The 22,904-nt window shown below is 46.4% G+C and carries 20 protein-coding genes; 14 read left to right on the forward strand and 6 right to left on the reverse strand.

Annotated features, from left to right (window positions below; genetic code table 11):
- The first annotated feature begins 11 nt into the window (after window positions 1–11).
- Window positions 12–533 (forward strand): GrpB family protein, encoded by a 522-nt coding sequence (locus tag LCF57_RS07840; protein WP_226000181.1) that lies wholly within the window; start codon window positions 12–14, stop codon window positions 531–533.
- A 97-nt stretch (window positions 534–630) separates the two neighbouring features.
- Entirely contained in the window at window positions 631–1,056 is a 426-nt protein-coding gene (locus tag LCF57_RS07845; RefSeq protein ID WP_226000182.1) for a VOC family protein, read from the forward strand.
- 66 nt (window positions 1,057–1,122) lie between these two features.
- On the opposite strand, the gene LCF57_RS28120 is transcribed toward LCF57_RS07845, so the two are convergent.
- Entirely contained in the window at window positions 1,123–1,206 is an 84-nt protein-coding gene (locus LCF57_RS28120; protein WP_413232188.1) for a hypothetical protein, read from the reverse strand.
- A gap of 197 nt (window positions 1,207–1,403) precedes the next feature.
- On the opposite strand from LCF57_RS28120, the gene LCF57_RS07850 reads away from it, so the two are divergent.
- A complete protein-coding gene (locus tag LCF57_RS07850) occupies window positions 1,404–2,210 on the forward strand; it encodes a hypothetical protein (protein ID WP_318840637.1) in 807 nt (268 codons plus the stop codon).
- A 215-nt stretch (window positions 2,211–2,425) separates the two neighbouring features.
- On the opposite strand, the gene nrdF is transcribed toward LCF57_RS07850, so the two are convergent.
- The 3 genes from nrdF to nrdI all read right to left on the reverse strand — a co-directional run bounded on the left by nrdF (window position 2,426) and on the right by nrdI (window position 6,035).
- A complete protein-coding gene (nrdF, locus tag LCF57_RS07855) occupies window positions 2,426–3,391 on the reverse strand; it encodes a class 1b ribonucleoside-diphosphate reductase subunit beta (RefSeq protein ID WP_013370558.1) in 966 nt (321 codons plus the stop codon).
- 213 nt (window positions 3,392–3,604) lie between these two features.
- Window positions 3,605–5,689 carry a class 1b ribonucleoside-diphosphate reductase subunit alpha gene (gene nrdE, locus LCF57_RS07860; RefSeq protein ID WP_226000183.1) on the reverse strand — a complete coding sequence of 695 codons (2,085 nt, stop codon included), beginning with the start codon at window positions 5,687–5,689 and terminating at the stop codon, window positions 3,605–3,607.
- A complete protein-coding gene (gene nrdI / locus LCF57_RS07865; protein ID WP_025720761.1) occupies window positions 5,676–6,035 on the reverse strand; it encodes a class Ib ribonucleoside-diphosphate reductase assembly flavoprotein NrdI in 360 nt (119 codons plus the stop codon). The genes nrdE and nrdI overlap by 14 nt, the downstream gene beginning before the upstream one ends.
- A 372-nt stretch (window positions 6,036–6,407) precedes the next feature.
- On the opposite strand from nrdI, the gene LCF57_RS07870 reads away from it, so the two are divergent.
- Together LCF57_RS07870 and LCF57_RS07875 are read left to right on the forward strand one after the other, a co-directional pair.
- The gene (locus LCF57_RS07870) at window positions 6,408–6,773 is read left to right on the forward strand and encodes a DUF2500 domain-containing protein (protein ID WP_226000184.1); all 366 of its coding nucleotides are present in this window, start codon (window positions 6,408–6,410) and stop codon (window positions 6,771–6,773) included.
- Between the two features lie 58 nt (window positions 6,774–6,831).
- Entirely contained in the window at window positions 6,832–7,392 is a 561-nt protein-coding gene (locus tag LCF57_RS07875; protein WP_226000185.1) for a GNAT family N-acetyltransferase, read from the forward strand.
- A gap of 112 nt (window positions 7,393–7,504) precedes the next feature.
- On the opposite strand, the gene LCF57_RS07880 is transcribed toward LCF57_RS07875, so the two are convergent.
- Window positions 7,505–8,353 carry an N-acyl homoserine lactonase family protein gene (locus LCF57_RS07880; protein ID WP_226000186.1) on the reverse strand — a complete coding sequence of 283 codons (849 nt, stop codon included), beginning with the start codon at window positions 8,351–8,353 and terminating at the stop codon, window positions 7,505–7,507.
- A 173-nt stretch (window positions 8,354–8,526) separates the two neighbouring features.
- Between LCF57_RS07880 and LCF57_RS07885 the strand changes: the two genes are divergently transcribed.
- On the forward strand, window positions 8,527–8,910 hold the full coding sequence (locus LCF57_RS07885; protein WP_025720753.1) for a winged helix-turn-helix transcriptional regulator: 384 nt from the start codon (window positions 8,527–8,529) through the stop codon (window positions 8,908–8,910).
- 149 nt (window positions 8,911–9,059) lie between these two features.
- Here LCF57_RS07885 and LCF57_RS07890 read toward each other — a convergent pair whose 3' ends face one another.
- A complete protein-coding gene (locus LCF57_RS07890; RefSeq protein WP_226000187.1) occupies window positions 9,060–10,751 on the reverse strand; it encodes an ABC transporter substrate-binding protein in 1,692 nt (563 codons plus the stop codon).
- Window positions 10,752–11,033: 282 nt separating this feature from the next.
- On the opposite strand from LCF57_RS07890, the gene LCF57_RS07895 reads away from it, so the two are divergent.
- The 8 genes from LCF57_RS07895 (at window position 11,034) to LCF57_RS07930 (ending at window position 22,893) form a co-directional block, all read left to right on the forward strand.
- Window positions 11,034–12,101, forward strand: a complete 1,068-nt coding sequence (locus tag LCF57_RS07895) for a LacI family DNA-binding transcriptional regulator (RefSeq protein WP_226000188.1) — start codon at window positions 11,034–11,036, stop codon at window positions 12,099–12,101.
- Window positions 12,102–12,313: 212 nt separating this feature from the next.
- On the forward strand, window positions 12,314–14,866 hold the full coding sequence (locus tag LCF57_RS07900; protein ID WP_226000189.1) for a beta-mannosidase: 2,553 nt from the start codon (window positions 12,314–12,316) through the stop codon (window positions 14,864–14,866).
- Between the two features lie 303 nt (window positions 14,867–15,169).
- Window positions 15,170–15,802, forward strand: a complete 633-nt coding sequence (locus LCF57_RS07905; protein ID WP_226000190.1) for a hypothetical protein — start codon at window positions 15,170–15,172, stop codon at window positions 15,800–15,802.
- Window positions 15,723–17,486, forward strand: a complete 1,764-nt coding sequence (locus tag LCF57_RS07910) for a helix-turn-helix domain-containing protein (RefSeq protein ID WP_226000191.1) — start codon at window positions 15,723–15,725, stop codon at window positions 17,484–17,486. The genes LCF57_RS07905 and LCF57_RS07910 overlap by 80 nt, the downstream gene beginning before the upstream one ends.
- 185 nt (window positions 17,487–17,671) lie before the next feature.
- A complete protein-coding gene (locus tag LCF57_RS07915) occupies window positions 17,672–18,733 on the forward strand; it encodes an ROK family protein (protein ID WP_226000192.1) in 1,062 nt (353 codons plus the stop codon).
- Between the two features lie 19 nt (window positions 18,734–18,752).
- Window positions 18,753–19,964, forward strand: coding sequence for an MFS transporter (locus LCF57_RS07920; RefSeq protein WP_226000193.1), 1,212 nt, complete (start codon window positions 18,753–18,755; stop codon window positions 19,962–19,964).
- A gap of 388 nt (window positions 19,965–20,352) precedes the next feature.
- Window positions 20,353–21,960 (forward strand): extracellular solute-binding protein, encoded by a 1,608-nt coding sequence (locus tag LCF57_RS07925; protein WP_226000194.1) that lies wholly within the window; start codon window positions 20,353–20,355, stop codon window positions 21,958–21,960.
- Between the two features lie 30 nt (window positions 21,961–21,990).
- Window positions 21,991–22,893: an ABC transporter permease gene (locus LCF57_RS07930; RefSeq protein ID WP_226000195.1), complete on the forward strand. Its 903-nt coding sequence runs from the start codon at window positions 21,991–21,993 to the stop codon at window positions 22,891–22,893.
- Window positions 22,894–22,904: the final 11 nt, after the last annotated feature.

The following is a 22,904-nucleotide window of genomic DNA, read 5'->3' on the forward strand; positions in this document are numbered from 1 at the left end:
TGTGTTCATGTATGTCCTCGCATGTGGAGATATCCGAATATGATCCGCAGTGGGCGAAGGAGTATGCGCGGGAGCGAACGAAAATTATAGAGGCTCTCGGAGAACTATGCATCGGCATAGAGCATATCGGCAGTACGTCCGTTCCTGGTCTGGGAGCCAAGCCTATTATTGATATGATGGCTGGGGTGGAGGATTTGGCAAATATTCAATCCGATCATCATGAGCGCTTGCTTGGTAATGGATATGAATATGTACCTAAGCCTGATTTTCCAGAGCGGGCTTTCTTTCGCCGTGGAGAATGGGGAGCAGGCACTCATCATTTACATATTTATAAGTATAAAGGAGAGCATTGGCAGAATCATCTGCTGTTCCGTAACTATTTACAGTCACATCCAAAAAGCTTGCGGGCGTACAATGACCTGAAAAAAGACCTGGCGCAGCAATTCACATATGATCGTGCAGCATATACCGAAGCCAAAGGGCCGTTCATTCGGCAGATTATTGAGCAGGCACGGCATGAAAAGCCCATTTAGAGAGAAGCCAAAAGCAGATTTGTTTTTGTTGACCAGTTTTGCATATAATACAGGAGAAGTGGCTGGGTGAACCTAATATAAAGGAGCTGTGTTGAAGATGTCAAAACGTTTGATTCCTTACATCACAATGAATGGAAATGCAAAAGAAGCAATCGAATTTTATGAAAAGGCATTGGATGCGCAACTGCTTTTTATTCAAACCTTTGGCGATATGCCGGAAAACCCTGACTTTCCGATTCCCGAAGAGATCAAGGAACGTGTTGGACATGCTACCCTTAAAGTTGGTGAGACAGAGCTTATGTTTTCCGATACCTTTCCCGGATCGCCGTTCAGCAGTGGGAACCAGGTGAGCATCTGTATTACAACCGACAGTGTGGAGCAAGCCCGAAAAATGTTTGATGCTTTACAGCAAGGAGGACAGGTGGGTATGCCCTTGCAAGAAACCCATTTTAGTCCTGCCTATGGGAATGTCACAGATAAGTTTGGTGTCACCTTTCAAATTTTCACAGAGGCTCGATCATAAACAATGGAAAACGGTCAGATTTCGCTATTTAGGCGATCTGGCCGTTTTTTGCATGAATGCCCTCGTTCAAGATATTGCATCAATATCGGCTCCATGATCCAAAAGGACTTGCACAGCATTAGCATGACCGTCATGTGCTGCAAATCCCAATAGAGCAAGTCCATCGCTATTTTCAGTGTGGGTTACGCTTGGGTAAGATTCCAGAAACTCCCTTAACCGTAGAACATCCCCTGATTGTGCCGCCTGAAATGCCTCATTAATGACGTGAATAAGTTCTATTCATTAAGCCTCCTTTTCAATCATAGCACTATGCTTTTTTTTGAAAATCAAATATGCATACTTATAGTATGGGTGGAACTTTCTTTGATGATCAAAATGGAGACCTGACGAGGTTGACGATGTTAGTCCCTAACGAGATTTTGTCTGTATGGGAAAAGTTTAATACCTTTCCGATGGAGACGTTAACGAAAGCTTGGTTTTATAGGAAAACGGATGGAAAGAAACAGAGAGATGTGTCTTTAATGAAGGAGCACCATGAGCGGTATGGGATTACAGGTAATTGTTTTGACTTAGCGATATGGCTGCTGCACGAGTTTGAAAAAGAAGGAATTGAAGCTTATCCCATCGGCCATGATTTAGGGACAACAGAGGCACACGTCGCTGTAATCGCTAAAAATGAAGATGGCAGACGTTATTTATGCGACTTGGGAGACCAATGGTTGATTCCAGTATTAGTAGATGCAGATCATCCAAGCTTTACATCAGAGAGATTAACAGGCTTTTTTCCAGCAGCAGAAATTGAGGTCCAACTGCATCAGGATACGGTTACAATCTTATATCACAGACCTAATGGTAGAATGAGTAGTCAGAAGTTCGATCTTGTACCCTTGGAACTCTCATCATTTTGGAAGGCGGCGGAAATTTCTCAGAACACGATAAAAAAGTCGCCTTTGCTAGAATGCAGGATTTCATATTTATCAGAAATTGCACATTGGGAGTTTTATAACTGGTCAAGTTTTCTTAGTACGACGGCTGGAATGATAAATGAACCTGAGATAAAGGATATTAAAGCATGGTGTGATCGACTCCATCAAAAAACAGGGTATGATAAGGATTTTCTTTTGGAAGTACTACAAATATACAAAGATATGTGACTCAGTATGCAGAGATGACTATAACACGTTCTTAGATGATGTCTGTATGGTTTGTAAATATAAAGCGAAGCGTTCGCCTTTGCCGGGGATTCTAACCTTATAACTAATTCAAAAAGAATCCCCTGGCAACTGCGATCGGAAGAACCATCCACTCGCGGAGCGGCCCTCTTCAGCGTCACCTAAACAAACTATTTTCACATATACCTATCTATGATCTATACACCAAAATTAAAATCATCATCGGTCAGCGGCTCTACATTCATTGCACGCACGTAGCCGTTTCCTTTTTTAGAAAAGAAATCGTGCTGCTTGGTGTGGGTGCTGATGCCGTTGAATACAATTGGATTGACTTCTTCTTCTTCAAAAAGTGGATCAAAGCCCAAGTTCATCATGGCCTTGTTGGCGTTGTAGCGCAAGAAGACTTTAACGTCGTCTACGAGTCCAATAGGGGCATAAATTTGCTCGGTGTACTGTTCTTCGTTATTGTGCAAGTAGCGCAGCAAGCCTACCAGCGTCTGGTAGAGATCGCGTTGCTCTTCCTCGTCCAGCTCTGCATAAATCTCTTGTGCCAGCACACCTACATATACACCGTGAATGCTTTCATCTCGCAAGATCAGGTCGATAATTTCTCCGCTGCATGTCAGCTTGCCCTGACCTGCCAGGTAGAGAGGGTAGAAGAAGCCACTGTAAAATAAATAGCTTTCTAACAGCACCGAGGCGGCCATCGCGAGATACAGGTCTTTCGGTGTATGGATATTCATATAATACTGACGAATGGTTTCTGCTTTGGTTTGGAGATGCGGATTTTCTTCCACCCAGCGGAATACACCGTCAATTTCTTCCGTGGAAGCCAGGGTTGTAAAGATGCTGCTGTACGATTTGGCATGAATTTGTTCCATCATCGCCATAAAGCTGAGTACGGCTTTGCGTTGCAGTCCGTCTACATGCTCCATAATTTGCGGCATCCCCACACCGCCTTGAATGGTGTCCAGCAGAGTCAAGCCGCCCAGCACCTTCATGTAGGCTTCTTTTTCGATATCACTGAGGGTTACCCAGGACATTTTATCGTCAGACAATGGAATTTCATCATCTGTCCAAAATTGCATAATATTCTGGTTCCAGAACATCAGTGTGAAATCATCATCCGAGCGATTCCAGTTTACAGCTTGTATACCTGTCATTGTTTAGCATTCTCCCTTCAGCTTGCGAGATTCCCCAGGATCTCCATAAAATGATGCAGGCGAATCATCGTATGCTTGACATACGGAAGCTGTATCCGCAAGGCTGTGACCCAATCATACCCGTAATGGGCTGAACGTCACTCTGGATACAGCTTTTAATGAAAAGCATTTATATATCATCAAATTTCTAATCATCATGCTATCCATAATGCTTTAGATCGAGCAGGTGAGACACTCTTCCACAGACAGCTTTTTGGTACGTGTGTAGTACAACGATTTAAGTCCTTTATGTGCAGCATACAGGTAGCAACGGGCTAACTGACGTGTAGTCACATCACTGTTCACATGAAGCACTGTCGAGATTCCTTGATCCACGTGAGGTTGAATTTCCGCAATCAGGTCAAGCACTTTGAACTGATCCATTTGATAAGCAGATTTATAAAAGAACACATTATCTCTTTGCAAATAAGGCATTGGATAGTAGGTTGTCGAGTTTGCATAAGTGCGTGTTTCAATCTGCTCAACAATCGGCATGACGCTGGATGTCGCATTTTGAATATATGAAATGCTGGCAGTTGGCGCAATCGCCATACGATAGGCATGGTACAGACCATTTTTCATCACATCCGCTTTCAGCTTGTCCCAGTCGGCTGGAGTCGGAACATAAATACCGTTGAACAGCTCTTGCACACGTGCAGTTGTCGGACGATAATCCGTATTCAGATAACGGTCAAAATACACACCGGTCGCATAATCCGATTCCTCAAATCCATAAAAGCTTTGTCCAGCTGCTTTCGCGATTTCCATACTCTTCTCTATGGAATGATAGTTCATCGTCATGAAGAAGGTACGGACAAAATCCTTCGCTTCATTGCTTTCATAAGCAATTTTGTTTTTGGCAAGGTAGCCGTGCAAATTCATGACACCCAGACCAACGGAATGCATTTCGCGGTTTGCTTTGGCAACACCCGGTGCATTAGCTACTTGGGTCATATCGCTGACCGAGGTGAGCGCAATCATGCCCTCGTGAACGGATTCGCGAATTTTGCCATGCTCCATCACATTTACAATGTTCAAGGAAGCCAGATTACAGCTCACATCCCGGCGAATGGTATCCTGTTGTCCATAATCGGTAATCTCGGAAGTTTCCTGCAACTGGAAGATTTCCGTGCACAGGTTCGACATCTTGACTTGGCCCACATTTTTAAGGGCATGTGCTTGATTGGCGTTACTTTTGTTCATAATGTATGGATAGCCGGATTCCAGCTGAATCATGGCAATTTTCGTCAGCATGTCACGTGCGCTCATCGCTACTTTTTTCTTGACTCGGTCATCGGCGAGCAGCGTATCGTACATTTCATCCAGATCCATGTCGTCCAAATGCGTTCCATAGGCTTTATACACACTGTACGGTGCAAATACATGCAGCGGTTCATTATCTTGAGCCAGCTTGTAAAAGCGGTTCGGTACCAGCAATCCGATCGAAAGTGTTTTAAGGCGTACTCTTTCGTCAGCATTGATTTTTTTGCTATCCAGGAACTCCAGCACGTCCCATCCGAAAATGTTGTAATATGCTGCGCCTGAGCCCTTACGTTGCCCCATTTGATCGGCGTAGGAGAAGCCGTCTTCCATTAGCTTCAGTACAGGCATAATACCTTTTGCTGCGCCTTCTACGCCTTTGATCGCTTCGCCACGTGCCCGCAGCTTCGACAGGTTCACCGCGACACCGCCGCCGATTTTGGACAATTGCATACAAGTGTTCAGCACGTAGTTGATTGAGTTCAGGGAGTCGTCCATTTCGAGCAGGAAGCAGGATACCAGTTCTCCACGACGGCTTTTGCCTGCATTCAGGAAGGTGGGTGTGGCGGGCTGGAGGCGCTGCTCCATCATCGAGCGGGCCAACACGCGCGCCGTATCGGCATTGCCGCGTCCCAAATGCAGAGCGACTGCTGCAACCCGGTCAGGATAATGCTCCAGATAGACCTTACGGTCGTTACTCTTCATTGCATAGTCGGTATAAAACTTGGATGCTGCCATATAGGAAGGAAATTTAAAATGATAGCTATGAGTGATATGGAAAATATCATTAATTTCATCAGCCGTATAGCTGTTGTAGAAATTTTCGTAATAATCATTCTCAATCATATACAGCACTTGAGCAGCTGTGTCAGCAAACTTCAAACTCCGTTCCTGAACTTCCTTCATAAATTCTGCTACAGCCTCTTGGTCCTTTTCCAATTGGAAAAAGCCGTCTGTATCACGTTTCATCAACATGTTGTTCAATTCAATATGCCGCAACTCGGCTCACCTCCTGTTTAAAACGCTCTACATCTCCGAACGTTCCAGATAATTCAAATTTACTAATCACGGGGACATTATAATGATCGGCAATCAAATCCGCACTTTTGGCAAAGCTCTCACCCCAGTTACGGTTGCCGCTTGCAGCTACACCAACAAGGTTTTTAGCGTTTTTTTGCAAAAAGGAAGATACCCTCTCAGGTATCTGGCCAAACCCCGTTGTATATGTAATGAGTACGTAAGGTTCATCTATAGTCATTTGCTCCTGGATCTGAACCGCCGGAAGCTTGAGCTTTCCAATAAATCTTTTTACATTGCCGGTTTTAGAATCATAGGCAATCAGCATGGTGTACAACCTCCTTAACAATTAACGAAAAAAAGAAAACGGCATTAACCGTATTAAAAAATTCTGGACTCTATATTTACATGTATTTTCATACCTGTATCTTCAAGATATCGGGCATAAATACGTTTTTTACACTATATTTAGAGTACATTTTCTATTTTATATCTATATATAGTTTTGTCAATCGGTCCAGAGGGGAGAGGAGGGCCCAGATCCGGTATAAGTCCAAGCGGGGTGCGGAAAAGAGCGAAAGAACTTTTTTTTCGTAAGTATGTTAAAAAAGTATTGGAGTTTTTGAGGTTGAAGATGTACCATTTGTCAATGGGCAATAGAATGGTAAATTTACATTTTACTGTAGAAAGGATGAAGTAGATGGGAGGTAGCTATATAGATGAGGCTGAATCGTTTAATATGATCTTTTTTACCGTATTTGGCATTATTGCTCTTTTAATGATTATCGGTATTGGCAAGACGATAGGAGCAGGGCTATCCAATCAAGCAGCCGAACTGATACAGCGTCCATGCAAGGTTGTGGATAAGCGCACGAGGGTACGCGGAGGGTCAGGCGATTTTTCGGCTTCGACTTATAATTATATTACCTTTGAATTTGACGGGGGTGAACGTAAGGAGCTGGAGGTGAAGGATAGGGACTTCGGTATGATTGTGATCGGGGACCGTGGTGAGCATCATTATAAAGGTACACGTTTTGTGGAGTTTGTGAGAATAATGGAAGCATAAAATGTGTTGGTAGAGAGCTGGAATCTTCAAAAAAGTACATAACGGAGGGCAGATGACGATGCCGCATATCATTGGGGAACGAATTGTATTGAGAGAATACCGTCTGGAGGATATACCTAATATACGAAAATGGGTCAATGACCCGGAAATTACACATGGTTTAAGCGATGTATTTATCTATCCGCATTCACAATTCAATAGCGAATCCTTTGTACAGATGATGATTGACGGCAGCTCCGAGATCAAAGGCTTTGTCATTGCGCATAAAGACACACTGGACTATATCGGGCAACTGGATTTATTTAAAATCAACTGGGTGAATCGGCACGCCACACTGGGAATTGTGATCGGATGTGACGGTGATCTGGGCAAAGGCTACGGACGGGAAGCGATTCGGCTAATACAGAAATTTGCATTTTATGCTCTGAACCTGCATCGGCTGGAGCTGGAGGTCTATGCGTTCAATGAACGTGCACACCGTTGCTATCTGGCTTGCGGCTTCAAGGAGGAAGGTCGGCTACGGGAAAAGCTATTCAGGGAAGGAAAATACTATGACATCATTCAGATGGGGATTTTGCGAAGTGAATATGAGGCTGTAGAGCAAGCGAAGGAATCCTGAAAGTGAAACCGCATAAGTTATTTTACTCGGTTTAATCCGGACAAAACGAGCGAATCATAGAAGCCCGCGAAATTGCGGGCTTTTGGGGTGGATACCTGATATATTAAACTTTTTATTCGTAATATCCCTCGGTTGATTTGCGGAATTGTTTGAATTGATTAATATCATGTCCGAACCATACTTGAGAATTCGTCCGTGCAGCCAGTGTGCGAATTTTTTCCACCGTATCCCGGTAACCAAGCAGATCATAAATAATACCTGGCGGCTTGACGGGTGGACCGTAGCTTTCCGCTGAATAGATAGCGTCCGAAGCAAGGATGATCCCCCCGGTCTCCGGCAGTTCAATATGCAAGCCTATCATCCCCCAAGCATGCCCGCTGCCAAAGTTGAGAATGTTGATACCTTCAGCCAGTTCCAGGTTATCCTGATGGCGTTTGATTGTTTTCCACTGCAAGTGATTTTTGATCCATGCATCAATGTCCGCCCAGACATAAGCTCCTTCCTTTACATTACGGGCATAGTTCTGCAGCGCACCGTTCAACTCATCCTCATGTACGATAATAGTAGAATTCGTAAATAACTCCAAACATCCCGCGTGATCCAAATGCAAATGGGAGGCAATGACGTACCTAATTTCCTCAGGTCTTACATTCAATTGCTCCAGCCGGTTATGCAGGTAACATTCCTCACTGGCCACCCAAGGGGATGCCAATTGCGTTGATTCGGCCCAACGCCCTTCGCTGCCCATCGAGTTCGGATTACATGCTGTATCAAACAAAATCTTTCCCTCAGGATGGTCGATCAATACTGTATAGATGGGGAATTCTGTGAACTCTGTTGAGGCATTAGGATTGTTAATCGTGGCCGGATTATGCATGGCGATTATCCAGTTCTTGTCCATGCTCATTCGTCCGTTATCCATCACATACAGCTTAGGCCGCGGTTTAATAATATTTGACATGTTCGTTTCCTCCCAATGAAGAGTAATTTCCAAGTGAATCTCTAACTTCACTCTTGACGGTTACACTGCCGTAGTGGCAGGTATGGACATAGCTTAATATAAAATCTAAACTGACATAAGGAGGCACTTTAATGTGTCCAGGGTACTTTTAAGTGCATAGGAGGGGAAAGGATTTGACATCTTCAACCACAAATAAACAACCCGACATCACGCTGGCGGGTTGTGGCTATAGCAGAGTTCTTGAGATTATTTCCAACAAGTGGACGGCACTCGTCATTTACGCATTGGAGAATGGGCACATCAGATACGGGGATATTTCCAGAAGAGTCGAGGGCATTTCCAAAAAAATGTTGACACAAACGGTGCGTAAGCTGGAGCGGGATGGGCTAGTCCAACGCCATATTACACCAACAGTACCCCTTACCGTGGAATATTCGCTAACCCCTTTAGGTGAAACCTTACTTCAACCAATGAAAGAATTAAGACAGTGGGGCAGAACGAATTATTCGCATGTAGAAGAGGCGAGGGGCAATTATGATCTGAAATACAGTAAGTGAAGATTTGCAAAAGAATCTCTAATGAGTATCGTTCTACATAAAAACGGAGTAGTCGGATGGTGCTGTGCAAGAGAAGTCCCATCCGACTGCGTAGTGGCACGATGCGTAGTAGTACGATAGGTAACGTTTAAGTTCAGCTTATACGATCGTTATTTCTCCCCGTACCATAGCTTCAGCCGATTTTGGATCAGACCAGTGTAGACTTCTTCAGCCTTCGGTACACCCGCTTGATCCAGCTCCTTCAGCATGTGGTCATAGACGGTGTCGAACTGACCCGGCTTGGCAAGTACAGCCTCAGGAATCCGTTTACGTACAATATCCTGCGACTTCTGATAAATGACATTATAGTTCGAATCGGTCGGAACAGGCATATTGTAGGCGGCCCCCCACTCTTTTGCCGGAAAATCCTTTTCATTCGGAAACAGGTCCTTCCACGTGCGGGCCTTGTATGCCTGAAGGGATTCTTTTTCAGCTTGGCTGTAATTTTCGGTAATCATCTCTGGATAGTTGGTTGTGTAGTAATTGCCAGAAGGGTCCTTGACGCTATCTCCATAATGAGGTCCCCATATCCAGTACAAACCGATACCCGACTCTCTGGTAAAAGAAGCATTATCGGTGTTTTTGCGCTGCTGTACAGCAGCCGGAATGACTCGTTTGCCGTTCTCTACATTGTAATGCTGACCTTCAATTCCCCAATTGCGTAAAATTTGTCCTTCGTCAGAGGCCAGAAAATCCAGAAACTTGATGGCGCGCACCGGATTTTTGCACGAAGTTGTAATTCCGATGCCGTACGCAGTGTCAAACCCAACCGGCTGGAGGGAATGATCCTCATATTTTTCGTTTAAAGTGACCGGAAAATGGGCGTAGGTGAATTCATCCTTGCCTGCAGCCTTGAGGGCGTTTTCGGCATCCTGGTAATTCCATTCCTGATCAATGAGTCCAATGACCCGACCTGCGGCGATCTTGGATTTGTACTGATCGCTTTTTTGTACAAAAGTATCCTTATCCAGCAGTCCTTCGTTGTACATATGATTCAGCCAACGGAAATATTCCCGTTCCTCTGGGCGCTTATAGTGAAGGATGGCTTTGTGTGTTTTTGGATCAATATAATACTCACCATCGTCCGGTCCGCCTGTAGCGGTCACGGCCGGATTCGTCACGGTAATTTGAAGTTTCCAGTCTTCGGCATCAAGTGAGAGGGGAATGGTAGGCTGTCCGTTGGTGGTGGGATATTTGGCTACATAGTCCTTGAGTGCCTTTTCAAAATCCTGCACGGTACGAATTTTGGGGTATCCCAGCTTTTTAAGTGCCTGATGCTGGATTTCAAAGCCAGCCTGTGCATCAAATGCGATATGATCTACGCCCAAATTGGTTGGAATCGTATAAATAGCAGGATCTCCATTGCTATATTTGATACGGTTAAAATAGTCTCCGTACACTTTCTTGATATTAGGACCGTATTTGTCAATCAGGTCGGTTAAGTCAATGAGTGCTCCGGCATCGACCATCTTTCCAACCTCCCCTTTGGGATACACAAGGTCTGGATACTCTCCACTGGCCGCCATCAAAGCAAATTTTTCCTCACCTCGGCCATTGACTGCATATTCGGCATTGAGTGTAACACCCGTTTTTTTGATAATTTCCTGCCCGACCGCGTCTTTCATGTTGTTCCAGTTGGAGCTGGAATCACCGCCAAAAAAGGTTAAGGTAATGGGACTGGTGTCATCTGGGTTTTCTTTTGATGCTGTACTGTTTGTTCCGCTTGCGCAGCCCGTTGTCACGAGCAGCAGCAAGCTCAGAAGCAGGATGGAGCTTTGGCGTACCGACCTGTTTTTGAACATTTGCAAATCCCCCTTATTAAGTATGATTTACATAATGTAAGTGCTTTCAATAGTAAATTGTAGGAAATAAATAACTCTGCGTCAAGTAATTTATGATGCTTCGTTATGCGGTTTGTTTTTTTATTAGCAAACATATTTTGGTGGGTGATATGAATTCGCGCAAATATATCGTTTGATGATCTAAAACAATGTATGCTACGATGGTACCAGTTTATGGGGTACACCCGTGTATTTGAAAAAAGGCAGAAGCAGACTAGATTCCAAATAGGGTTGGGTGAGAAAATGCGTGGAAAAGTAACGTTGCAGGAAATTGCCGATGCGGCGGGCGTTTCAAAATTCGCTGTTTCGCGTGCATTGTCAGGCAAGCCCGGTGTAAGTGAAGAGACAAGGACGGTGCTGGTCAAGTTGGCTGCCCAGATGGGCTATTTTCGCAATCATCCAAAAGTGACCGGGGTAGAGCCGCGTGATACGGATGCCAGGGAATGGTCGGGCACTGTGCTGGTGTTATTTCCAAATATAAGACACCAGAACAGGGAATCCAGATACTGGGGGCCTGTATTTGAGGGGATATCCGAGCGTTTGAAGCGCAAGGGAATGGATATGGTTACGTTAACGGAGCCCTCGACTGAAGATATGTTTTCGTTGCTGAACCCAGAAGCGATCAAGGGGATTATTACGGTAGGGTCGGTTTCAACGCCGATGCTGCTGAATATTTATCGGATGGGTATTCCGGTCGTCATGGTAGATCATTGGGATGCTGCATTTTTATGTGATACGGTGTTTACGGATAACCGCACATGTATGAGTGAATTAATGAAGGACCTGCTGTGCAGGGGCTATACACGGTTTCAATTTGTTGGTCATATTGACGATGCTCATAGTTTCTATGAACGGTGGGAAGCTTTTCGTTCCACACTGGAAATGAGTGGTGTACAATTACAGCAGAACAAGACCTTTCTTCACGGGGGAGTGCAAGTACTGGATGAGGAATTGGACAAGCTGACCGAGAAGGAGCTGCCAGAGGTATTTGTGTGCGCAAATGATGTGACTGCTACGCAAGTGGTGGATGTGCTGAAACAGAAGGGAATTGACGTCCCGAGGCGCTGCGGGGTGACTGGATTTGATGATACGAATGAACAGATGCCGATTTATGCCACGGTAAGAGTGGATAAGGAACTGCTGGGAATGCGTGCGGTAGATCAATTGTTATGGCGCATAACCAACCCCGATTCGCCTGTCGAAAAAAAGCTGCTGCACGCAGAACTGGTTATACGGGAACGACATGCGCCGCGAATCAGTCGGGAAAACGATGACCATGAGCGACCAATCAGCTCAATCAGATATAGCTAGTATTCGGATAACATTAACTTAACTCCATTGATGTAGAAGATATAGATGTCGCTTTTTAGCCTGTTTAAGGCCAGAGAGCGACTTTTTTGGTTGTTGTGCCAATATCTTGCGAAAAAACAGTTTGACTAATTTGTTAGCTTAATGTTATTTTTGTTATGTTCAAAGAGAAAACCAGATGTTCCCAATCATCCTTACAGGGAGGCTTTGTGATCATGGTCAATGTGATAGTGTTGGATAGCTGGAGGTTTAGGGAATCGCAAAGTGATGAGTGGTTTCGTGCGCAAGTGCCAGGTTGTGTGCATACCGATCTTTTACGGCACGGGCTAATTCCTGATCCGTTTGTCGGTATAAACGAGGCTGAGGTACAGTGGATTGACAAGCAGGATTGGATCTATGAAGCTTGCTTTGAGATCCATGCAGAACAGCTTCAATGTCAACGGATAGAATTGGTGCTGGAAGGACTGGACACTTATGCGGCTGTAAAAGTGAACGGACATTGTGTTTTGTCGACTCATAATATGTTTCGGCAATGGAGACAGGACGTGAGGGCTTTTGTTCAACTAGGGGAAAATCGGCTGGAAATTACTTTTCGTTCTCCGATTGCTGAAGATATCCCCAAGCTGGAACGGTTAGGTTATGCACTCCCTGCACCGAATGATCAGTCCGAAGCTGGTGGCTTGGCAGACAAAAAGGTAAGCGTTTTCGCGCGCAAGGCCCCCTATCATTATGGTTGGGATTGGGGACCAAGGCTGGTGACGAGCGGCATTTGGAGAGAGGTGCGGGTTGAGGCTTGGTGCGGTATGATCGTGAGAGACTTATTTATTCGACAGGACGAGGTGAGTGCAGAAGAGGCCAAGCTCACGGCGGTAATAGAAGTGGACAATGCGGGAGAGACAACAGAGGCCGAGCTGCGTATCCTCGCTGACAGCAAGGTGTGGTCGAAGCCTGTTCACCTGCGGAAGGGCAAGCAAACAGTTGAGCTGGAACTAGCTATAGGTAACCCGAAGCTGTGGTGGTGCCGAGGGCTGGGAGAGCCCCATCTATATACGTTTGCAGTCGAATTGGTCGAGCGCGAGCAAGGAGCTGTAATGGCGGAAAAAACGGTGAAAACAGGTCTGCGCTCGATCCGGCTTGTACGTGAACCGGATGCAGAGGGAGAGAGCTTTTATTTTGAACTGAATGGAGTCCCGGTGTTTGCAAAGGGAGCCAACCATATTCCGAATGATAGCTTTGCCACTGAGGTGACGAAGGAACGATATCGGCATGAGATTGCCAGCGCGGCCGCCTCCCATATGAATATGTTGCGGGTTTGGGGCGGTGGTATTTATGAGGAAGATGTATTTTATGAGCTTTGTGATGAATACGGCTTATTGATATGGCAAGATTTTATGTTCGCGTGCAGCATGTATCCGGGGGATAAGGCCTTTTTGGATAATGTGGTACAGGAAGCTGAGGACAACATCAAGCGACTGCGTAATCATCCCTGTATTGCGTTGTGGTGTGGCAATAATGAGATTGATTCGGCATGGGCGCATTATGAGGAGAACGGAGGCTGGGGCTGGAAAAAGGATTACACGCCTGAGCAACGGGATCGCCTGTGGAGTGATTATGAAACACTCTTTCACCGGATTTTACCAGAGGCGGTACACACTTGGACCCCGCAGACAGCTTATTGGCCCTCCTCTCCGCTCATTGGCCTGACCAGAGATCGAAACCAGCATGCGCATCCGTCCTCGAAGGCCGGGGATGTTCACTACTGGGGGGTATGGCACGCATCTGAGCCATTTGAGCATTACCATGTACATGTGGGACGTTTTATGAGTGAATATGGTTTTCAGTCCTTTCCAGAATATAAGTCAGTGCGTGCTTATGCGGAGGAGAAGGACTTGGCGCTGGAATCTGCGGTAATGCTGGCGCATCAAAAGAACGGGGCAGGCAATCGCCTGATTAAAGAATATATGGAACGGTATATGCGGGAACCAAAGGATTTTACATGTTTTCTTCCCATGAGCCAGGTTTTACAGGCCGAAGCGATGAAAATGGCCATAGAATCGCATCGCCGTCACAAGCCCTATTGCATGGGAACATTATATTGGCAAATGAATGACTGCTGGCCCGTTGCATCCTGGTCGAGTATAGACTATTTCGGTCGTTGGAAGGCGCTTCAATATACGGCGAAGCGCAGCTTTGCCGATGTGCTGTTGAGCGTGGCGGATACAGAGCAGGGCAATAAGGAGCTGCATATCGTCAACGATACGCTGAAGCCGATTGCAGGTACGCTGCGGCTGACGCTTTTGCATATTCGCAGCAGTCAAGTGATCCGTGAAGAGGAGATTCAGGTAAACCAGTCAGCCAATGATGCAGGGATCGTACATATACTGCCAACCGACAAATGGCTGAACGGCCTAAATCGTGCAGAGCATATGCTAGTCGCATGTCTGACACAACATGGTGAACAGGTGGCCTCCTGTGAAGTTTATTTTGCAGATACCAAAGCGATGGATTTACCGCAGACGAATATTAAAATAACCGAGGTACAGGGAAGCAGAGGCAGCAGCTTTATGCTTTGTTCGGATGTGCTAGCCAGACATGTATGGCTGTCGGCCGAACGCGAGGGCATTTTCAGCGATAACCATCTGGATCTGGCCCCCGGCATTCCGAAGATCGTAGAGTTTATGGACTTGAGGAATGGCGCCTCAGCATTTGAGGCAGCTTCACCAGGCAGGTTGACGGTGCAATCGTTGATAGATTGGATAAAAGTTTAGGGGAACCGTAAAGGCTTATCCGTCTTTAAGTAGACAATGGATAGGTCTTTTTGGTATTTCCATTTATTTTTACATGATATGTATAGCGTTTTCATTATGTTAATATATATAACAATAAAAAGCTTGAAAATGAATTGTTAACGAATAATTTGTAAGAATTCTATCTATGTAGCATCTAAATTTGGTAGAATAGGTTCAAAGTATAATCGAGAGTACACTAAAACTGACATCATAAGTATGCTTATGTTGAATGAAGCTCTATAGAGAGGGTCGTGAAGGCATTAGGCGGCAAGGGGGGACATGATGCGAAAGAGCTGGTACAGGAGATTGCTTTTTTCCTATTTCCCGATTTTTATGGTGACAGTGTCGATTCTTATTTTCTTATCCTTCCTGATCGTGAACGAGATATCGCGCAATGAAACCGGCAAAGCAAATCGGATCACGACCGGATTTGTGATGGACAGTGTGGAAAATTCACTGACGAAGGTAGAGATGGACGTTTTAAATGAGGCGGAGACGAACAAGAGCTACAGCTCCTTCCTGAATGGACAAGCTCAAAGCGGCAGCATGATGTTATATGAGCTGGGAGGCAGCCTGCGTACGCTTAAGGATAATCACGAGCTGGTACACTCTATTTATTTTTACCGAACGAAAGATCATAAGGTGTTAACCACGAGTGGTCTTCAGGATGCTTCGATGTTTGTTGATTATCCATACATTGAGCAGGCGCTCCGGTCGGAGGATCGGCAGTGGTCGCCTGTACGGGAATGGAAGGAGCCGGGAAAGCATACATCAGAACGTGTGATTTCGATGCATAAGCGGCTCCCCTTGCCGTTTGGGGGGGCAAGGACTGCTGGTGATCAATATCGGTGTGTATCCGTTGGAGCAAGTGATCGGTCAAATGACGAACCCGGCTGTTTCCTACCTGGTGATTAACGATGGCAGCGGACATGCGATTTATCCGGCTGCATCTGGAACCGAGGATGCTGTAAAAGCAGAGGACGGGCAGCAGCTGACTCATCTGCTCTCCCCCCGGCTGGGATGGAGCTTTGATAGCGGCATTCGTGCCGGGCAATTGTTCGAATGGGTATCTGTGATCTCTTATGTCTGGATTGCGATTGGATTGGCTGTAGTGATATTGGCGGTGGTCTACATTATTTATGTGACCCGCAGAAATTACAGGCCAATTCAGCTGATGATGCAACGTATCCAACAGCTGCCCGACCGTCCCGGTGAGGAGAACAATAAGGATGAGCTGTGGATGATTGATCATGCGCTGCAAAGTCTGATTCGGCAAACGGTTGATTATGAACAGCAGGAGCATGCGAATATACTCATTCGGCGGCGGCAGCTGTTCCTTGATCTTATGGAAGGTACAGCCACCGAAACGGTAGAATTTCGGCTGAATAATCTTTCTCCTTTTGCAGATGGCGGGAAGGGGGAGGTTTTTCCGGTCTACGCCGTTATGGTGGTAGAACTGCACGATCTGGACCTGCCGCAGACAGAGGACGAGGAATCAGCGGGCAGCGGGCGTTCTGAGGATCACGGGGATGCAGATCAACGTTTAAGCCTGTCGCTGCTTGGTGTAATACAGGAGCTTGCAGCCACCTATGGATGGCAGGGCTGGGCAGAATGGATGAGCCGTGAAAGAATCTCCATTTTGCTGCGGAAAGAGGAAGGCGATGGGGAAGGTCTGCTGGGAGTGAAGCTGCAAGAGATGGCGCAAACGGGCTGTGAGTGGCTGCATGGGCATCTGGGGGTACAGCTTACAATTGGAATTGGTGGCCAAACTCACGAGCTGGAGCATATTCAGGATTCCTATCGGGCAGCTGTTTCTGCTCTGCGATATCGGTTAACGCTTGGGGTACGCGATATTGTGACCAGTGATCAGGTTCCGCAGGCGAATGAAATTCCGTTATATTCGTATCTACCGCTGATTTCGGAGACGATTCGTTCTTTTCGGCTGGCAAACCATGATTGGCGTATACAGCTGGAAGGACTATTCGGGGCAATGGAAACGGATAGGCTGAAGGATGGGGATATTTTAACGATAGTGCGGTGGCTACAGGAGCTGCTGGAACGGGAAATGCGCGAAATGAAGGATGTATCGGGCGCGTTGGATCGTTATTTTAACGGGTCAGAGGGACAACGCTGGAAAGCTGAGGTTGAGTCTGCTTCCTCATTGGCTATGATGCATACGCTAATGCTGGAGCATATGACCACTGTCTATCGGACGTATGTTGCAGCCAGTGAAACCAAAAGCTATCGGGCTATGGTAAGCGAAATGAAGCAATATATTGAAGAGCACTATACGAACCCGGATTTGTCATTAAATCATTTGAGTGAGCGTTTTGATGTGTCGCCTAAATATGCCAGTCATCTGTTTAAAACCGAATTTGACATGAAATTCGTTGATTTTTTGACACGGCTTCGTATGAACCACGCCCAGCAAATGCTGTGTAACACCACGGAGACAGTTCAGCATATTGCGACACAGGTTGGTTATGCCAATTCAATTACCTTTGGACGGGTATTTAAGCGTGTAGTTGGCGTAACGCCAGGAGATTATCGCAAGCTGAGATTAAAACCGGAGGATTCAGTAGCAGGGGGGGCGCTATAGGCGCTCGCCTTTTTTGTTTTTTTACTTAAAAATCGGGCAGAACGAGTCGGTTTATCGGGCGGAATTTAGTTTATTGCGGCACAGGGCTTCAAATGCCATACTTATGTCCATATCTTGAACCACAGGGCGTCAATGGCCGATAAATTGGCAGGCATAATGGCGAACCGGAATGACGGAGGATGGCTATGGCGGACATATTTGTACAAAAGCAACACAGGGATGAGCCGAAGGTTTCCGGCTGGGCCGCAGGCATTGATGTTGGCGGAACGAAGACACTGATCTGTATTGGCACAGCGGAAAGGCAAGTGGTGGTGAGACATAAGTTCCCGACGGTTCATACGAAGGATGCCCATTTTTTCTTTGATCGCCTGTTCGGGGAGCTGGAGTATAGTCTGAAGCAGGCAGGCTTATCACTGGAACAGCTGCAAGGCATTGGCATCGGCTTTCCCGGTATGGTAGATAACGATAGCGGAACGATCACTCATGCTCCGGCGATTCCTTGGAGTTCTCAAGAACGTGCGTATAGGGATAGTACGGATGACAGGAATACACATGAAAATATACGATCTATCATTGCACAGCGATATAGCGGTCGCCTGGTTCTGGATAATGATGTGAACATGGCTGCGTTAGGAGAACAATGGCTAGGGGCAGCCCGGGGATTACGTCATGTCATGATGGTAACGGTAGGAACAGGCATCGGTAGCGGTCTTATTTTAAATGGCGAGCTGTACAAGGGTGCCGCAGGCGGCGCCGGTGAGATGGCGTACTGGATTGCAGGTGAGGAACAGGCGCGGCAAGCGGCAGAACATAAAGGGACGAACGAGTTTGGGGTGTTCGAATCTGTAACATCGGGTACAGCGATTACACGCAGTGTAAAATCGGCGCTCGCATCCGGTATGTCGGGTACATACATGGTTCGACTGGCAGAAGGAGACAGGGACAAGGTGGGGGCTCGACATGTTTTACAAGCGGCGGCTGAAGGAGATATCGAGGCTCAAACGATTTTGGAGCCTGCGCTGGCGCATATGGCGATGGCTTTGACCAATGTGATCAGCCTGCTAAACCCGGAAATGATCGTTATAGGTGGCGGAGTGGCAGAAAGTAACACGTATTATTTGGATGAAATTCGGCAAAGAGTAGCCTTATGGACGGACATTCCTTGTACCATTGTACCTGCTGGGCTGGGTAATGAAGCCGGGGCCATCGGAGGTCTGGCGACGATTCTGGGCAGCACGGTACGCTAAACAACAGGGAGGTTTCCAGATGGTTGGCTCACAGATGCTGAAGCTACGAAGCTTCTATTTGTTTATTGGTTTGGCGGGGGGCATGTTCAACCCTTATTTGACCTTGCTGCTGGTTCAGAATGGGTTGACGAGCAGCAGTGTGGGTGTTTTGATGGCCATCGGTACGTTGGTATCCATTCTGGTTCAGCCGATATGGGGAATTATTGTGGATCAATATCGTCAAATGCGGCTGGTCCTCATTTTGAGTGTAGCGGTCCCGGGAGTCATGGCCGTATGCTATCAGTCGGAGCATTTTATGCTGATGGCCTTGGTTTATTCCATCATGGCTATATTTACGGCGACACAGGCGCCGATTGCTGATTCCTATGCAATTGTGGCGGCCAAAAAGGCAGGCACGACCTATGGCAGCATACGATTTATGGCAAGCATAGGCAATGCGGTGGGCGGTTATGCCGGGGGATTGTTCGTGTCATTTTTATCTGTGACGATGCTCTGGGTGCCTTTTTTGGCACTGAACAGTCTTGCTGCCTTGACCGCGCTGGCGCTGCCGAAAAAAACGGAAGAAGATCTCGTATTGCGCAAATCGCTTTCGGATGGTATTGGACAATTGATCCGCAACCGGACATTTTTAATATTCTTGGGCGGCAGCTTTTTGGTAAATCAGACATTAACGGCATTCAATACCTATTTTGTACTGGCCTTTAAAATGTCAGGAGGACTTCCGAGTTTGGTCGGGGTTGCTCTGCTGGTCGCCTCCATTACGAATGTGCCCTCCATGCTGCTCGCTTCACGAGTGATTCGAAAAATCGGGTTGGAGAGAACTCTTTTGCTAGGGGCCGTCGCTTATATGTTTCGATGGGGAATTCAGTGGGCCTTTCCTGATCCTAGTGTTATGATCGCTGTGCAGGTACTGCACGGGTTATCGTTTGGATTCTTCTACATTGCAGCGGTTGAATATGTATCGCATGTTACTGAAAAGGATATGCAGGCCACCGGACAAAGCGTGTTCAATATGGTGTTTGCCGGACTGGCAGGGATTGTAGGCAATTTGTTAAATGGGTTTCTCCTTCATGCCGGAGGGCCGCAGCTCATGAATTTGGCGTGTATGATCAGCGCGACCTTAGGTGCGTTAATGATGGTGTATGTATCACGCAGCCGTAAGGATGGGAAAACAAGAAAGGTACGCAAGTTATCCATGAGTCTCCCGTCAGAGATTTCACAGCAGGAATAGAAAGCTTCGTACATCGTTGGAACTTGTGCAAAATACAGAAAGAGCATCACATCCCATGAGGATGAGGATGCTCTTTTTTTCGCAAAAGCAACTTTTAAGTCACTTGATATGGAACTATATCTCACACGGATCGAACGATGAAAATGGTTTATTCACAGGAAAATAGTGATTTTTTATAAAAGTAAGCGTTTTATCATATTCGGTAACCGCTTTCAATCAAACGGTTTATGCTCGGAAACTAGTTTATTGTCAGTTTTCCTGCGGTCATGTCATACTAAGGCACATCCCGAACCAAAGGGACAGACTCATGCCAATGCATGATATGCCATAACCTCATCCATAAGAAGAGGCGACGAACGGGAAAAAGCAGACAAAGGGGTGTTCAGGAATGAGAGGAAGTAAGGCTGGAGGAACATTGAAGAAGCTGCGTCTGCTGCTTGCAGCTACAGTTGCACTGTCGGTTGTATTGAGTGGGTGCTCGTCGGGTGAGGCGGACAAGAGCTCGACCGCTGCCGGGGACAAGGGTGGTTCATTGAAGGTCGAAATTTTTGACAGAGGCAACACACCTCAAGGCTATACCATTACTGACAGCTATTTAACCCGTTATGCAAAAGAAAACTTTGGCAAACCCAACAATATTGATTTAACGTACGTGCCCGTTCAGCGCTCGGAAGAGGTTACCAAGCTGAATGTTCTGATGGCTAGCGGCGGCGATGTACCTGATATCGTTTTTACCTATGATTCCGGAACCTTTGAACGGTACGCGGAGCAAGGTGGATTGACGGACTTAACTCCACTGCTGGATCAGTATGGTCCAAATCTCAAAAAATTTCTCGGTGAAGATACGCTGAGCTACGGTCAGGTGGAAGGCAAGCAATTCGCTATTCCAGGCAAACGTACCATCTTAGGGAAATATTCTTCCTTTGTACGTCAGGACTGGCTCGATGCGCTGAAAATGCCTGTCCCTCAAACGACAGACGAACTATATAACACGTTAAAAGCGTTCAAGGAAAAAGACCCTGGCAAAACAGGCGGCAAAGTGGTTCCACTGGGGATGACGATGGAGCCGGGACAATATGATTCGCTGCTGTGGTCTTTTATTAAGCCGGTAACGGATGAGCAAAAATATACGCTGACCCAAAAGCTGGGTTCTCGTGACTATCCGATCCTGCTGCCTGGATTCAAGGATGGAGTTCGGTTTATGAACAAGCTTTACAATGAAAATCTGATCAGCAAGGACTTCGGTCTGGATAAGGACAAAAAACAGCTGACTCAGGATATTCAAAGCGGTAATATAGGCATTTTCAGCGATGATTATGACAACATCTTTTATAACGACTCAGCCTATCCAAATCTGTTAGCCAACCAACCCAAAGCCAAGCTGACTCCAATAGATCCATACACCAACAGTGAGGGTAAGCATGCCAAACCGGAATTTGCATCCAACGGCCTCTACATTATGGTGCCTAAATCCAGTGAGCATGCAATTGAGGCCATTAAGTATCTGGACTGGATGTCTTCCGAAAAGGTGCTGCGCGATATGCAGAACGGTGTAGAAGGCGAGAACTATACCTTGAAAGACGGAATCCCGGTCGCCAAGGAAAATCCAACACAAGAAGCGCAGGATCGTATCTATAATCAGGGTGATGTAGTCATTATTGCGAACGGCAAGATCGCAGGGGACGATCAGAAAAACAAGGAAGCCTTTATTTTGGCTATGCCTCCTCAGTTCCAGGAGGATGTTCGCAAGGCTATGGATATATCCAACACAGATACCGTTCCCCCGCTGAAATTCGACCATCCCATTAAATCAGAGTCGAAATACAGCAACTCGCTGCTGGATAAGTTTGACGAAATGGTCGTCAAATCCGTGATGGTGCCTCCGGCGCAGTTTGATGCCGTCTTCGATGCTTCATTAAAGGATTATATGGTGAGCGGCGGCCAGGCGATATTGGATGAGCGCACCGAAGCTTACAAGGCCATGACAGGCAAGTAAGAAGGCGGAAAGTAAAGGAGGAGACAGCGCATGAAAGGGAACGTTTACTTCCGCAGATATTGGCAATTATACGCGTTGCTTGTGCTGCCCCTGGCCTACTTCATTGTGTTCAAATATGGTCCGATGTGGGGCGTGCAGATTGCGTTCAAGGATTTTAACTTTTTTCAGGGGATTACAGGAAGCGAGTGGATCGGGTTTGATGCGTTTCGGGAAGTGTTCCGCATGGACGATTTTTATAGAACGCTGCGTAATACCATCGTACTGAATCTGCTTGATCTGCTGGTATCTTTTCCAGCACCTTTAATCTTGGCGATTTTGCTGTATGAAATGAAAGTGGTCTGGTTTAAAAAGCTGTCGCAAACGATTTTGTACATTCCCCATTTTATTTCGTGGGTGATTATCGGTGGGATTGTGTATCAGGTGTTTGGTACACAGTCCGGCATGATCAACAATGCGCTTACCTCGCTCGGCTTTGACGCGATTCCATTTTTGACGGATAAAAATGACTGGGTGCTGACATATCTGCTTACGGGTGTGTGGCAAAGTGCAGGCTGGGGAACGATTTTATACCTTGCTGCCTTAACCGGGATTAACCGGGAATTGTTCGAGGCTGCCGAGGTAGATGGTGCAGGGCGCATGAAAAGGATTTGGTATATTACGATTCCAGGTATGAAAACGACGATTGCCACGCTGCTTATTATCAATCTGGGCAATATGATCACGATTGGTTTTGATCGACCTTATGTGATCGGTAATGTCGCAGTTCGGGATTATTCCGATGTGCTCAGCACGTTTGTGTATCGCATCGGGATGGAATCCGGGCAATATACGCTGGCAACGGTGGTTGGCCTGTTTCAGGCCGTGGTTGGTCTGATCTTTGTACTTGGCGCTAACTATGCATCCAAGAAGCTGACGGATGAAAGTATTATGTAAAGGAGCTGCTG

The sequence above is a fragment of the Paenibacillus sp. BJ-4 genome (assembly GCF_020404765.1).
In the GTDB taxonomy this organism is placed as follows: Bacteria; Bacillota; Bacilli; order Paenibacillales; family Paenibacillaceae; genus Paenibacillus.

Bases quoted from the DNA above. Each gene is read 5' to 3' on its own strand.
- LCF57_RS07920 (WP_226000193.1), top strand. From the start codon at position 18,753: ATGGTTGGCTCACAGATGCTGAAGCTACGAAGCTTCTATTTGTTTATT.
- LCF57_RS07840 (WP_226000181.1), top strand. From the start codon at position 12: ATGTCCTCGCATGTGGAGATATCCGAATATGATCCGCAGTGGGCGAAG.
- LCF57_RS07895 (WP_226000188.1), top strand. From the start codon at position 11,034: ATGCGTGGAAAAGTAACGTTGCAGGAAATTGCCGATGCGGCGGGCGTT.
- LCF57_RS07875 (WP_226000185.1), top strand. From the start codon at position 6,832: ATGCCGCATATCATTGGGGAACGAATTGTATTGAGAGAATACCGTCTG.
- LCF57_RS07925 (WP_226000194.1), top strand. From the start codon at position 20,353: ATGAGAGGAAGTAAGGCTGGAGGAACATTGAAGAAGCTGCGTCTGCTG.
- LCF57_RS07900 (WP_226000189.1), top strand. From the start codon at position 12,314: ATGGTCAATGTGATAGTGTTGGATAGCTGGAGGTTTAGGGAATCGCAA.
- LCF57_RS07915 (WP_226000192.1), top strand. From the start codon at position 17,672: ATGGCGGACATATTTGTACAAAAGCAACACAGGGATGAGCCGAAGGTT.
- LCF57_RS07880 (WP_226000186.1), bottom strand. From the start codon at position 8,353: ATGTCAAATATTATTAAACCGCGGCCTAAGCTGTATGTGATGGATAAC.
- LCF57_RS07930 (WP_226000195.1), top strand. From the start codon at position 21,991: ATGAAAGGGAACGTTTACTTCCGCAGATATTGGCAATTATACGCGTTG.
- LCF57_RS07845 (WP_226000182.1), top strand. From the start codon at position 631: ATGTCAAAACGTTTGATTCCTTACATCACAATGAATGGAAATGCAAAA.
- LCF57_RS07870 (WP_226000184.1), top strand. From the start codon at position 6,408: ATGGGAGGTAGCTATATAGATGAGGCTGAATCGTTTAATATGATCTTT.
- nrdI (WP_025720761.1), bottom strand. From the start codon at position 6,035: ATGCTGATTGCCTATGATTCTAAAACCGGCAATGTAAAAAGATTTATT.
- LCF57_RS07890 (WP_226000187.1), bottom strand. From the start codon at position 10,751: ATGTTCAAAAACAGGTCGGTACGCCAAAGCTCCATCCTGCTTCTGAGC.
- nrdF (WP_013370558.1), bottom strand. From the start codon at position 3,391: ATGACAGGTATACAAGCTGTAAACTGGAATCGCTCGGATGATGATTTC.
- LCF57_RS07850 (WP_318840637.1), top strand. From the start codon at position 1,404: ATGGGTGGAACTTTCTTTGATGATCAAAATGGAGACCTGACGAGGTTG.
- LCF57_RS07905 (WP_226000190.1), top strand. From the start codon at position 15,170: ATGCGAAAGAGCTGGTACAGGAGATTGCTTTTTTCCTATTTCCCGATT.